Annotated in this window: 11 protein-coding genes; 9 read left to right on the forward strand and 2 right to left on the reverse strand. The window is 49.6% G+C overall.

Annotated elements, in window-relative coordinates; translation table 11 throughout:
- Positions 1-9: 9 nt before the first annotated feature.
- Positions 10-900 carry an NAD(P)-dependent oxidoreductase gene (locus tag KDK15_RS09955; protein WP_257295204.1) on the reverse strand — a complete coding sequence of 297 codons (891 nt, stop codon included), beginning with the start codon at positions 898-900 and terminating at the stop codon, positions 10-12.
- Positions 901-1,159: 259 nt separating this feature from the next.
- Here KDK15_RS09955 and KDK15_RS09960 point away from each other — a divergent pair, with 259 nt between their 5' ends.
- The 8 genes from KDK15_RS09960 (at position 1,160) to KDK15_RS09995 (ending at position 10,240) form a co-directional block, all read left to right on the forward strand.
- Positions 1,160-2,725, forward strand: a complete 1,566-nt coding sequence (locus tag KDK15_RS09960; protein WP_257295205.1) for a response regulator — start codon at positions 1,160-1,162, stop codon at positions 2,723-2,725.
- A 100-nt stretch (positions 2,726-2,825) separates the two neighbouring features.
- The gene (locus tag KDK15_RS09965; protein WP_257295213.1) at positions 2,826-4,064 is read left to right on the forward strand and encodes a glutamate-5-semialdehyde dehydrogenase; all 1,239 of its coding nucleotides are present in this window, start codon (positions 2,826-2,828) and stop codon (positions 4,062-4,064) included.
- 150 nt (positions 4,065-4,214) lie between these two features.
- Positions 4,215-4,562: a ribosome silencing factor gene (rsfS, locus tag KDK15_RS09970; protein WP_257295214.1), complete on the forward strand. Its 348-nt coding sequence runs from the start codon at positions 4,215-4,217 to the stop codon at positions 4,560-4,562.
- Positions 4,562-5,029: a 23S rRNA (pseudouridine(1915)-N(3))-methyltransferase RlmH gene (gene rlmH / locus KDK15_RS09975; protein WP_257295206.1), complete on the forward strand. Its 468-nt coding sequence runs from the start codon at positions 4,562-4,564 to the stop codon at positions 5,027-5,029. The genes rsfS and rlmH overlap by 1 nt, the downstream gene beginning before the upstream one ends.
- A gap of 21 nt (positions 5,030-5,050) precedes the next feature.
- Positions 5,051-6,919, forward strand: coding sequence for a penicillin-binding protein 2 (mrdA, locus tag KDK15_RS09980; RefSeq protein ID WP_257295207.1), 1,869 nt, complete (start codon positions 5,051-5,053; stop codon positions 6,917-6,919).
- Between the two features lie 13 nt (positions 6,920-6,932).
- Positions 6,933-8,078, forward strand: coding sequence for a rod shape-determining protein RodA (rodA, locus tag KDK15_RS09985; RefSeq protein ID WP_257295208.1), 1,146 nt, complete (start codon positions 6,933-6,935; stop codon positions 8,076-8,078).
- Positions 8,079-8,211: 133 nt separating this feature from the next.
- On the forward strand, positions 8,212-9,291 hold the full coding sequence (gene mltB, locus KDK15_RS09990; RefSeq protein WP_257295209.1) for a lytic murein transglycosylase B: 1,080 nt from the start codon (positions 8,212-8,214) through the stop codon (positions 9,289-9,291).
- Positions 9,292-9,376: 85 nt separating this feature from the next.
- Positions 9,377-10,240, forward strand: coding sequence for a septal ring lytic transglycosylase RlpA family protein (locus KDK15_RS09995; RefSeq protein WP_306800298.1), 864 nt, complete (start codon positions 9,377-9,379; stop codon positions 10,238-10,240).
- A 35-nt stretch (positions 10,241-10,275) separates the two neighbouring features.
- Here KDK15_RS09995 and KDK15_RS10000 read toward each other — a convergent pair whose 3' ends face one another.
- Positions 10,276-10,848 carry a hypothetical protein gene (locus tag KDK15_RS10000; RefSeq protein ID WP_257295210.1) on the reverse strand — a complete coding sequence of 191 codons (573 nt, stop codon included), beginning with the start codon at positions 10,846-10,848 and terminating at the stop codon, positions 10,276-10,278.
- Positions 10,849-11,084: 236 nt separating this feature from the next.
- Between KDK15_RS10000 and KDK15_RS10005 the strand changes: the two genes are divergently transcribed.
- Positions 11,085-12,314, forward strand: coding sequence for a D-alanyl-D-alanine carboxypeptidase family protein (locus KDK15_RS10005; protein ID WP_257295211.1), 1,230 nt, complete (start codon positions 11,085-11,087; stop codon positions 12,312-12,314).
- Positions 12,315-12,526 lie beyond the last annotated feature (212 nt).

Genomic DNA, 12,526 nt, shown 5'->3' on the forward strand with positions numbered 1-12,526 from the left:
CTCATGACGTTATATTTCAGTACTACTGCTTTCATAATAGCTTCTGATCATCCGTGAGAGGCTGCCTCTCCAGGGTTTGTTATGAACGCCAAAGGTGCTTAAAATTTTCCGGCAGGAGAGGGTTGCATTGGCTGGTGCCTGAATACCATTACGATCGTTCAATTTATCCATTCGCAGTTTTCGAATTTTCAGATCCTGATATTGTGATGCCTCAGAGATCACGGCTTCGGCAAAACGGTTTTCAGAGATAGACTCTGCACCGGCATAATGATAAGTACCCCAGGGTTCAGCCCCACAGCCCAGCTGCTGGATAATCGCGACAATGACTCTTGCCGCATCGTCGCTGGGTGTCGGGCATCCCTGTTGATCGGATACTACGGCAACCTCTTGCTCCCTGCTGATCTGATCCAGAAGGTACTTCAAAAGGTTGGTGCGTCGGTGGCTGATGACCCAGGATAGACGCAGGATGATATGCTTTGGGCAGCGCTCACTGATTTGCTGTTCTGCCTGCCATCGGCTGGTTGCCAGAACACCGGAAGGGTTAGGTATATCTTTTTCGGTATAAGCTTCCTTTTTGCTGCCATCAAAAATCCGGTAGGTTGAAATGTAGACCAGAATTGCCTGCTGCCGGTTGCAACCATCAGCCAGTGTAGCCATGGCATCCCGGTTTATCCGGAAGCATTTGGACGGCTCGTTTTCTGCCTTAACCGGATCGTTATAACCTGCACAGTTGACCACGATGTCTGGCTGGTAGTTTTTCAGGAAGGAATCAATGGACTCAGGATTTTCGAGGTTTAATTCATCCCTTCCCGGAGCGATACAACTGATCTGCTTGTCATGAATCAACCGTTGTACTTCCTGGCCGATCAGCCCGGTACCACCAATCAATAGTATTTTCATAAGCACTCGGCTGTTAGGAGTTAATGATCACGGGCAATTCAATGCCATTGGATCAATATGCGAAATGAACCCGCGAGATAAGCTCTATTGAAACATGAATAAGACGGCTCAGGAAAAGAATTCTCAGCGTCGACAGCATTAGCCAGAGTGGCTGATGGCAGTAAGGCTTCTGATAAAAGCCGAAGTTATAGTAAGATAAGCCATTTATTTCCGTCTATTTTTACATTGATGAACCTTCTGAAATCAGGGTCTGCTGACGATGTATCTGGCTGAAGCTCCTGTCGAGCAGCATGAAGAAGAACGTATTCTTCTTGTGGATGACAATCCGACAAATTTGCAGGTATTGCTGCAAACCCTCAGTGGCCGCGGCTATAAGCTTCTTATTGCCAAGAATGGCGAGAGTGCTCTCAGGATTGCTGCCAAGGCAAAGCCCGCCCTGGTTTTGCTGGATATTATGATGCCGGGCATGGATGGCTATGAGGTTTGTCAGCGGCTAAAGGAAAGCCCTGAAACCCGGAATATAACGGTGATTTTCCTGTCGGCCCTGGATGACACCAAAGATAAGGTCAGGGGCCTGGAAACCGGCGCTGTGGATTTTATTTCCAAGCCATTTCAAGCGGAAGAGGTCATTGCCCGGGTGCAGACCCAGTTGAAAATTCATAAGCTTGAACAGGCGCTTTCAGCGAGAAATCGACAGCTGGAGGCTGACAAGGCCCGCATTCTGGAAAGTATGAATGAAGGGATATTTGGCCTTGATCGACTGGGACTGATTACCTTTGCCAACCCAGCGGCCTCTGCCATGACCGGCTGGTCCATAGAGCAACTGACGGGTCAGAACCTGATTCAGTTGATGAAAGGGGGTGAAGATGCCCCGTCGGATGGATCAGGGCCACTGTCACCGATTGAGGTATCCCTGATTAAAGGTGTCAGTAAAACCGTTGAGAATGCTTCTTTTCTGCACAGTAACGGTTCGCCATTTCCGGTGGATTTTTCCTGTACGCCGATTATGGAAAACAGCTCCCCCAGTGGCGCAGTGGTTGTGTTCAGAGATATTTCCGAGAAAAAAAGGCAGCAGGAAGCCCTGCAGGAGGCTTTGGATGAATTGGAAAGCCAGAAAGAGCAGCTGACCCATGTCTCCCGTTTGAGCACCATGGGTGAGATGGCAGCCGGTTTCGCCCACGAGGTAAATCAGCCGCTGACCGCGATTTCCAATTACGCCCAGGTGGCCAGAAGAATGTTGGCCCGGCTGGAATTGGCAGATGATCTTGGTCTTTCCGAGGCCATGGAAAAAGTCAATACCCAGGCCCGACGGGCCGGTGAAATCATTGCCCGCATTCGTTCTTTTGTGAAGAAACCGGATCATGTTCTGGGCAGCGTCGATCCAAACCGTTTGATTCAGGATACCTACAAGCTGGCGGAAGTTGACGCTCGTAATAACCATATGGAAATTCATCTGGAGCAGGAAGAGGGGCTTCCTAATGTGAAGGTTGACCCTGTGCAGATTCAGCAGGTGGCATTGAACCTGATTCGAAATGGCATGGAAGCGATGAGAGATATGGAGACCCGGATTATTGGTGTCTATGTTCGCACCGAAAAGCTGGATGATAATTTTGTCAAAGTATCGGTCATTGACCGCGGCCATGGTCTGGCGGATGATGCCGAAAAAAGGCTGTTTACTCCGTTTTATACCACCAAGGCTGATGGTATGGGTATTGGGCTGACGGTATGTCACTCCATTATACAGTCCCATGGTGGTCGCTTGACATTCCAGCGTCACCCGAAAGGCGGGACGATATTTGAATTTACCATGCCGATTGCGGACTGATAATATGGCTGTTTTACAGCCATTTATTGCAGAGAATAATCGATAGTGATGATGAAAGTTGTCGGGAGAAAAGACGTTGGCTGATCAAGTGACGGAGTACATGCATGGACTGGGTCAGAGAGCCCGGCAGGCCAGTAAGGAGATGGCTGTTGCTGATACTGCGATGAAAAACAGGGCACTTCTGGCAATAGCAGACGCACTGGAAGCGGATCGTTCACAGCTGAAGTTTGTCAATACCCGGGATCTGGATGCTGGCCGGGAACGTGGACTTGATGCAGCCATGCTGGATCGCCTTGAACTGACCGATGCCCGAATTGATACCATGATTGAGGGTCTTCGTCAGGTTGCAGCCCTGCCAGATCCCATCGGCACGATTGATGACATGAAGTATGTGCCCAGCGGTATTCAGATAGGCAAAATGCGGGTTCCACTGGGCGTTATCGGCATTATCTATGAATCCCGCCCGAACGTCACCGTGGAAGCAGCGAGCCTTTGTCTGAAATCTGGCAATACCGTCATTCTCCGCGGAGGCAGTGAATCCATTCACTCCAATCAGGCTATTGCCCGGTGTATTCAGCAGGGATTAGCTCAGGCCGGACTGCCTGAAGATGCGGTTCAGGTGGTTGAAACTATCGACCGTGCCGCTGTTGGCGTGCTGATCACCATGCCTGAGTATGTGGATGTGATCGTACCTCGAGGTGGAAAGGGGCTTATTGAGCGCATCAGTGCTGACGCCCGGGTACCGGTGATTAAACATCTGGATGGTGTCTGCCATGTCTATCTGGATGATCGGGCTGATCATAGCAAGGCCGTCCGGATTGCCATGAATGCGAAAACCCATCGCTATGGTGTGTGCAATGCCATGGAAACGCTGCTGGTGCATCAGGATGTGGCTCAGCCTTTGTTGCGGGAACTTTCAGGACTTTATTCCCAGAAGGGTGTTGAACTGCGGGGATGTCCTGTTGCCTGTGAGATTCTGCCAAGTGCGGTAGTAGCAACAGAAGAAGACTGGTCGGAAGAGTATCTTGGTCCCGTTCTGGCCATTAAAGTGGTCCTGGATATGGATGAAGCGATTACTCATATCAATCGCTATGGTTCTCATCATACCGATGCCATCGTCACTGAGGACTTTACCCGTGCCCGCCGCTTTATGCGGGAGGTGGATTCAAGCTCTGTTATGGTGAATGCATCAACCCGCTTTGCTGACGGATTTGAATATGGGCTGGGTGCTGAAATTGGTATCTCTACCGACAAAATCCATGCCAGGGGGCCTGTCGGCCTGGAAGGACTGACTTCGCAAAAATATGTGGTTTTTGGGGATGGCCATATTCGCCAGTGATACTGTTTTGCTAGTGGATTTCCGCCTCTGGCGTGTATCGGGCATTGACTTCTATGATTAATGCTGAGAGCCTGCCCTGTTTAAATAGCCTGATTCGGTTAATAAATCATGTTCAGTCGGGTCGTCAATACGAGGTTAATTTTGCAGTCTATGCATTGTGATGAGTTAAAACAGCTTGTTGTCGAAGCTATCGAAGAAGTAAAAGGCAATGAAATCACTTGTTTAAATGTTTCGGGTCAAACCACTGTTACCGATTTTATGGTGATTGCCTGTGGTACCTCTAACCGTCATGTGAAGTCGCTGGCAGATAATGTAATCGAGCAGTGTAAGAAAAATGGTGTTCGACCTTTAGGGGTTGAAGGTCAGGACAAGTCCGAGTGGGTTCTGGTGGATCTTGGTGATGTCGTTGTCCACCTGATGCTGCCTGCTACCCGGCAGTTCTATGACCTGGAAAGACTTTGGGACAGTGCTGACCTGGTTGCCGCTGAGCCATCCTGATGCGAATTCGGCTGATATCGGTTGGCTCAAAAATGCCCGGCTGGGTTGAAGAGGGCTACAAAGAATACAGCCGTCGGCTTGGTGCGGACGTGAAACTGGAGCTTGTTGAGATTTCACTTGGTAAGCGCAGTAAAGGTTCTGACATTAATCGCCTTCAGGAGAAAGAGGCTGGCCAGATGCTCGCTGCAGTGGCTTCAGGCGACCTGGTGGTCACCATGGAAATTATGGGCAAGGCCTGGAGCACAGAGAAGCTGGCGGACAATATGGGAGCCTGGCTTCATAGTGGCCGCAATGTCAGTTTGCTGGTGGGCGGGCCGGAAGGTTTGCATTCATCATGCCTGGCAAAGGCGGATCTCCGCTGGTCATTGTCGCCATTAACATTGCCTCACCCGCTGGTCAGAGTTGTGGTGGCAGAGCAGGTCTATAGAGCCTGGAGCATTCTTCACAATCATCCCTACCACAAGTAAAACTGATGACTGAGATATAACATGCCGCAGGATACCTTAAAGGACCATGGGGCAGAAAAAAGACTGGTAAATATCCGGATTTGGGTTGCCATTGGCTTTATGGTGCTCCTTGCTGTGGGGCTGGTTTCCCGACTCTTCTATCTTCAGGTTGTTCGCTACAATGAGCTATCCACGCAATCGGATGAGAATCGTGTATTGGTTCAACCAATCCCCCCTACCCGTGGCCTGATTTACGACACCAATGGCAAGCTCCTTGCCGTTAACAAGCCCAGTCATATATTGTCGATTGTGCGAGAACAGACAAAAGATCTTGATGGTTTGCTGGATGATATTAACAATACTCTACCTCTGACGGATGGCGAGCTACAGCGTTTCCATCAACGAATTAAACGACGTAGGCCTTATGAGGCAGTTCCTCTTAAGTTTGATCTTACTGCAGAAGAGATTGCCCGGATTTCGGTGAATCTTTTCCGTTTGCCGGGGGTAGATATCAATGCTGAACTGATTCGGCAGTACCCCGGAGGAAAGCGTTTTGCCCACAGCATCGGTTATGTAGGCCGAATCAATGATCGGGATTTGAAACGTCTGGATCCAACTCTCTACTCCGGCACTCATACCACGGGCAAGATTGGTATAGAGCGCGCTTATGAGTCGGTACTGCTGGGTAAACCCGGTCATCAGGAAGTAGAGACCAATGCTCGTGGTCGGGTATTGCGGGTGTTGAAAAAAGTTAGCCCGCAAGCCGGTCAGGACCTTAACCTTTATCTGGACAGTGAGCTGCAAAAGGTGGCGATTGATGCAATCAATGGTCGCAGAGGAGCTCTGGTGGCGATGGATCCAAAGACCGGCGGGGTGCTGGCAATGGCCAGCAATCCATCATTTGACCCTAATCTGTTTGTGACGGGTATTGATAGTAAGACTTACAATGCGCTCAACAGAGATATCGAGCGACCGCTGTACAATCGGGCATCGTTAGGTGAGTACCCACCCGCCTCCACAGTAAAGCCAGTTATGGGGCTGGCACTGCTGGCGAATAATGTCGTCAAACCAGAGGATAGAATTTTTGATAAAGGCTGGTTTCAGCTACCGGGCAGTGATCACCGTTTTCGCAACTGGAAACGTTCGGGTCATGGCTGGGTTGATTTATCCCGCGCGATATCGGCATCGAATGATACCTATTTCTATATTCAGGCCGGAAAGCTGGGCATCGATAATCTCCATGATTTTGCTGATCAATTCGGGTTTGGCCACAGAACCGGCATTGATATAAGGGAAGAGCGCCCGGGTCTTTTGCCCTCCAGAGAGTGGAAACGAGGTGCCTATGGTCAGCCCTGGTATCCGGGTGAAACGGTGATTGCGATCATTGGGCAGGGTTATATGCTGGCAACACCCTTGCAGCTGGCAGAGTCAACGGCGCTTATTGCCAACCGTGGTAAGTATGTTCAGCCCCGTCTGGTGAAAGAAGATATTCCTGAAATCCAGGGGGAGTTCTGGGGGGATGACATCACCATTGGCCGGACTCCCGAGGCGGAAGCCAAAAACTGGGAACTCATTATCAAAGCCATGGAAGATGTTATTCATTCTCCGGGGGGAACCGCACACTGGCGAATCGGTCGGGGACTCAAGTATCGTATGGCCGGTAAAACCGGTACAGCACAGGTGGTCAGTATTCCCCAGGGAGAGGAATATGATGCTGAGAAGCTGAAAGAGTTCGAGCGGGATCACAGTTTGTTTGTGGCGTTTGCACCGGTAGAGGATCCCCGGATTGCCGTTGCTGTGATCCTGGAGAACAACAATGGTGCCTCCAATATAGCCAGAAAGGTCATGGATTCCTACCTGCTGCCAAGATTAACTGCCAACAGCAGTCAAGTGCCAACAGCCATTAAGTGAAGGAAGAGAAATAATGGCCAACCAGGATTTTGTTCGCCAGATTGATCTCCACGGGTTTGGCCGCAGCCCGGGACTAGCCATGCGCTGGCATATTGATTTTGTGCTGCTCGGGTTTCTGGTTTTACTTTGTGGTGCGGGGCTCTTTATTCTCTACAGTGCCACCGGCCGGGATATGTCTGTTGTTATTCGACAGGCAACCTACCTGGTCATCAGTCTGACCGGAATGCTGATCGTGGCCCAGATTCCGCCAAGAGTGCTGATGCAATGGGCCAAATGGTTTTATCTGGCAGGGGTGCTGTTATTACTGGCCGTTCTGTTCATGGGCGTACAGTCCAAAGGTGCGCAACGCTGGATTCAGTTGCCGGGTTTTCGGTTTCAGCCATCGGAAGTGATCAAGCTGGTTATGCCGGTAACCATGGCGGCTTTTCTGGCCAGGCGCCCACTGCCTCCCTCATTTAAAGATGTGATTTTCTCACTGATTATTATTGCTGTTCCTGTGGTACTTATTGCCAAACAACCTGACCTTGGTACGTCAATTTTGATTGGCTCTTCGGGCCTGTTTGTTTTGCTTCTGGCCGGTTTGCGCAAGCGCATGATATTTTCTGCCATCTGCCTTGCTGTACCAGCGATCTATGTGTTCTGGCAGTTCTTTATGTATGACTATCAGAAGCGGAGGGTGCTGACATTTCTGAACCCTGAAAGTGACCCGTGGGGAGCCGGTTGGAATATTATACAATCCACCATCGCCATTGGTTCGGGGGGGCTTTATGGCAAGGGTTGGTTACAGGGCACTCAATCGCATCTTGATTTTCTGCCAGAAAGTCACACAGATTTTATTATTGCCGTTCTGGCGGAAGAGTTTGGCCTGATGGGGTGTCTGGTACTATTTTCCCTGTATGCCTTGATTCTGGGGCGGGGACTATTCATCACCCTGAATGCCCAGACGCTCTTTGGCCGTTTATTGGCAGGCAGTATTACCCTGACGTTCTTCGTGTATATCTTTGTGAATATCGGGATGGTCAGTGGACTCCTGCCAGTAGTGGGTGTTCCATTACCCATGGTTAGCCGGGGGGGGACTTCTTTGCTGACCCTGCTGGGCGGTTTTGGCTTCCTGATGTCGATACATAAGCATCGCTCTTTCCTGGGAGTCTCCCGATAGATCTTTACCTTTCTACCATAGAATTCAAAACCACTGTCGATTAATGTAGAGACTGGTTTGGTTATGTATTGTTGCAGCTGTATTAATCTGTATGAGAACCCAGAGTTTGTTATTTTTGAAAAGGTACGGATACATGAAAAATTTTCCCGGGGTATTCCGTCGAGTGGTTCGTGGTGGCCTGCTGATGGCTGCCATGGTTGCTACAGTTGCTACACCTGTTGTCTGGTCGTCAGCTCAGGAAAAACACGACAGTGACTATCTGGGCAGGCAGGATGTTGATGCTTTTATTGATGAGTTGGTTGTTGAGCATCGTTTTTCCCGGACAGAACTGGAGCTTATTCTGGCCGGGGCGGAGCGTTCTGAGCGGGCCCTGGAGCTGATCAGCCGTCCTGCAGAAGGGACTTTGGAGTGGAAAGACTACCGCAAGATATTTATCACGCAAGAAAGGATAGCGAAGGGGGTCAGCTTTTGGGAAGAAAATGCAGAAACCCTTGCCCGTGTTGAGCAGGAGTTGGGGGTGCCTGCTAATATTATTGTGGCGATTATTGGTGTAGAAACCTATTATGGCCGGCAGACCGGTGGCTTTAAAGTGCTTGATGCGCTCACTACCCTGGGATTTGATTTTCCCCGAAGAGGCGAGTTTTTTCGCAAAGAGCTGAAAAATTTCCTGTTACTGGCCCGTGAACAGAACCTGGATGTTGACGAACTGACCGGGTCCTATGCAGGAGCCATGGGCATTCCACAGTTTATGCCGTCCAGCTACCGTGCCTACGCGGTTGATTATACCGGCGATCAGCAGGCAAATATCTGGCTAAGCGATGAAGATGCCATCGCCAGTGTTGCCAACTATCTGCAAAAACACGGTTGGAAATACGGCAGTGGTGTGGCAGTTCAGGCAAAGGTTTCAGGCATTAAGCATGAGCAGATCGTGTCTTCAGGATTGAAACCGGATAAAAAACTGAGTCTTGTGCAAAAGGCTGGATGGGCTGTTCCGAAAATGGTACCAAAATCCTCAAAAGTTCTGGCGATGAAACATGTAGGCATTGCTGGCGCTGAGTACTGGGTCGGACTGCATAATTTTTATGTCATTACCCGCTACAATCGCAGTCAAATGTATGCCCTTGCAGTTTACCAGCTGGCCAGAGAAGTAAAGGATAGTTATAACCGGTCTCTGGCATTGCAAAAGCAGGTTGCAAAAGGTAAGCAGGGGTGATCTTTTCAGAATGATGAAAAATATGTTTGATCAATCGGGACGATCTGGGGACTGTCTTTCAGGCTTGGTATCAATAAGGAAAATCATGGGCATTAACGCCCCGGCATTCAGGCTGGTTCCTGCAGTAATGCTATCAGCCCTGGTTGGCTGTAGTAGTCCACAGGTTCAGGACGGCCCACCGGCTGATTCCGTTGATATCAGTGCCATCCCTGACGCAATCCCATCGCCGATACAGGTTCCTGTTAAAAATACACCTTATACCCTGGGCGGGATTCACTATCAGCCGATGGCCTCTGCCAATGGTTATGCAGAAAATGGCCAAGCCTCATGGTATGGCACCAAGTTTCATGGGAAGCAGACGGCTAACGGTGAAATCTATGATATGTTCAAGATGACTGCAGCCCATAAAACATTGCCACTTCCCTCCTATGTCAAGGTAACTAATCTTGAGAATGGTCAGTCGGTGGTTGTGCGGGTCAATGACCGTGGCCCATTTCATGGTGATCGACTGATTGATCTTTCTTATGTTGCCGCAAAAAAACTGGGGTTTGCTGATTCAGGGCTGGCGAATGTAGCAATAGAAGGCATTGACCCGGAGACCTTTGCCCGTTCTCCCGTCCATGAGCGGGATGGTGATTTGCTCTACCTGCAACTGGCCGCTTTTAAAAACTACCATAATGCGCAGCTTTTACGTCGGGATCTCTTTGCCCGGGTTGGCGTTCAGGCGAAAGTAGTCAAGGGGGAAGCACCAGAACCGCTTTATCGGGTGAGGATTGGTCCGGTAGAAAGTCCCGACCATCTGGAGGAGTTGCTGGAGGGGTTAAGCTCTGCTGAGTTTGCGTCACCATATCTTGTCTATGAAAAGCCCATCGTTGATGTGGGATCTTCCGAAAAGACGGTGACAGAAGTAGAGGCAGAACACACTGAGCAGGTAGTCAAAGCCCCATAAGATCCGGGGTGTGGATAGGATGGAGTAAATCTGTCCTATTCTCTATCAACGAGTATTTTCAGCATACCTTTGATTTCGGCCAGTTCATCTTCCACACGGGTCAGGCGGTCTTCAACACCGGTTAACCTTCCTGAAACACTGATCAATTTCCCTTCTACACCGGTCAGGCGACCCTCAAAATCAGTCAGATGTTCATCAGTTTGAGTCTGCCACTGTTCCATACTGTTGATACGCTGAATCAGAGCTTTCATTAGCTCTTCAACATTGATCAGGCGCTCATTCATACCGCTGCTCTGGCGGGTGAGTTCGAAGACCGTTTGCCGTATAGTGACGATATCTTCGCTCATTTCCGTCAGCTTGGCGTTCTCTTTTGCTGCTGCCCGTGCTTTAGGCTCATTGATGCCGAGCTCAATCAGACACTCGTATAAGTCTTCATTTAACATTGTGTCACTCCCACTTTCCCATGTTTTATCAATCATAGAGTTATTGATTACTGTTACGGTTGAAAGGCATTGCTGGCTCATAGTCGTGTATTCATAGGGTAAAAATAGAGGGCGTTTGGCAACCTTGCCAAGATAATTCGCTCTCACCTTCAGGCCTTTATACATAAGGTCTGTAGCACTTTTTCATCTATCCTGTTTTCCGCAGGGTCAGGTTTTTCAGTGCTTTGGGGTACAATCATGGTTATAGATTTCTTTGTTATTAATCCTGATGAAAATAGTTAATTTTCAAGCTCTGCTGTGCTCATCGATGAATTGTTATCAGTTGTTGTAAGTTGCAGTTAACCTTTAAAGACTTGAACATTATAATGATGGAAACCCATATACTCAGAGCATTTACCTGCATGAGCAAAAGAATTTTATCTTCCCTTCATAAGCTGGAGGCCTTTCACCAGCTGGTGCCCCCCCGCTGGCTCAGAGCGCTGGCCATGGCTGGTCTTGTTTTTGTTGGCCAGGCCAGTGCTTATGGACAGATTCCTTCGCCACCGGAAGTGTCCCTGAAGAGTTACATTCTGATGGACGCCGCCAGTGGCGAAGTGCTGGCCTCACAGAATCCCGATGACCCCATGCATCCGGCCAGTCTGACCAAGATGATGACCGCGTATCTGGCTGAAATGGAAATGGCTGCGGGCAACATCAACCGTGATGACAAGGTTCTGGTCAGTGAAAAAGCATGGAGCCTGGGTGGTTCCACTATGTTTATTGAAGTTGGTGAACGGGTAACGGTCGAAGATTTGCTGAAAGGTATCATTATCGTTTCCGGTAATGATGCCAGTGTTGCGGTTGCTGAACACATCGCTGGCAGCGAGGGAGCGTTTGCCCAGTTGATGACCAGTACAGCCCAGCGTATTGGCATGAAAAACACGCTGTTCCAGAATGCTTCTGGCTGGCCAACAGATGACCATTACTCGACAGCCCGTGACCTGGCCATTCTTGGCAAGCATATCGTTCAGGACTATCCGGAATATTACGGCTGGTATGCTGAGAAGTATTTTCAGTACGGCGTGGATAAAAAAACCGGTAAACCCCTGCGTCGTCAGGCAAACCGTAACCGTCTGCTCTGGACCAACCCCTATGTGGATGGTCTGAAGACCGGGCATATTGAAGATACCGGCTACCATCTTGCAGTAACCTCTGAGCGTGATGACCGTCGTTTGATTGCTGTGCTGTTAGGCTCCGGGAGTGAGAAACAGCGTGCTGATGATGCCCAGAAACTGTTAACCTATGGTTTCCGCTTCTTTGAAAATGTGGACGTGAAAAAAAGTGGTGAGCCTCTACAAACCGTTAAGGTCTGGAAAGGGGACGTCAGTGAAATTACCGCTGGTATTACCGAGGACCTGATTGTCACTGTGCCCAGGGGTACGGGTAAGGACCTGACCGCCTCTCTGACGATCGATCCAAAGCTCGAAGCGCCCATCGAGAAAGGTCAAACCATTGGTTCAGTAAACGTTATGCTGGAAGATGAACGGGTTCGTGAGGTGCCGCTGGTTGCCCAGCAGGCTGTTGAGCCCGGAGGTTTCTTCAAGCGTATCTGGGATAGTATTGTCTTGTTCTTTACCGGGCTGTTTGCATAACCATGGGTAAAGATAAGCGTGAAAAGCGCTGTATTCCCGGCAAGGGTGCAGCGCTTTTACGATTTATAGTCCGACTTAGCAATAGTCCTTGAATAATGTCCACATTTTGGAGCCTCTAAACTCCGTTTGTCCTGAGTGCTGAGCTAGTCGAAGTATTGAAGGGCGTAAACTCCGAAGCATGATAGATCGTGCCAGGCACCCTTCGACTCCGC

It is taken from the genome of Endozoicomonas sp. YOMI1 (genome assembly GCF_024606345.1).
Lineage (GTDB): Bacteria > Pseudomonadota > Gammaproteobacteria > Pseudomonadales > Endozoicomonadaceae > Endozoicomonas.

Bases quoted from the DNA above. Each gene is read 5' to 3' on its own strand.
- KDK15_RS09955 (WP_257295204.1), bottom strand. From the start codon at position 900: ATGAAAATACTATTGATTGGTGGTACCGGGCTGATCGGCCAGGAAGTA.
- KDK15_RS09960 (WP_257295205.1), top strand. From the start codon at position 1,160: ATGTATCTGGCTGAAGCTCCTGTCGAGCAGCATGAAGAAGAACGTATT.
- KDK15_RS09965 (WP_257295213.1), top strand. From the start codon at position 2,826: ATGCATGGACTGGGTCAGAGAGCCCGGCAGGCCAGTAAGGAGATGGCT.
- rsfS (WP_257295214.1), top strand. From the start codon at position 4,215: ATGCATTGTGATGAGTTAAAACAGCTTGTTGTCGAAGCTATCGAAGAA.
- rlmH (WP_257295206.1), top strand. From the start codon at position 4,562: ATGCGAATTCGGCTGATATCGGTTGGCTCAAAAATGCCCGGCTGGGTT.
- mrdA (WP_257295207.1), top strand. From the start codon at position 5,051: ATGCCGCAGGATACCTTAAAGGACCATGGGGCAGAAAAAAGACTGGTA.
- rodA (WP_257295208.1), top strand. From the start codon at position 6,933: ATGGCCAACCAGGATTTTGTTCGCCAGATTGATCTCCACGGGTTTGGC.
- mltB (WP_257295209.1), top strand. From the start codon at position 8,212: ATGAAAAATTTTCCCGGGGTATTCCGTCGAGTGGTTCGTGGTGGCCTG.
- KDK15_RS09995 (WP_306800298.1), top strand. From the start codon at position 9,377: ATGGGCATTAACGCCCCGGCATTCAGGCTGGTTCCTGCAGTAATGCTA.
- KDK15_RS10000 (WP_257295210.1), bottom strand. From the start codon at position 10,848: ATGTATAAAGGCCTGAAGGTGAGAGCGAATTATCTTGGCAAGGTTGCC.
- KDK15_RS10005 (WP_257295211.1), top strand. From the start codon at position 11,085: ATGAGCAAAAGAATTTTATCTTCCCTTCATAAGCTGGAGGCCTTTCAC.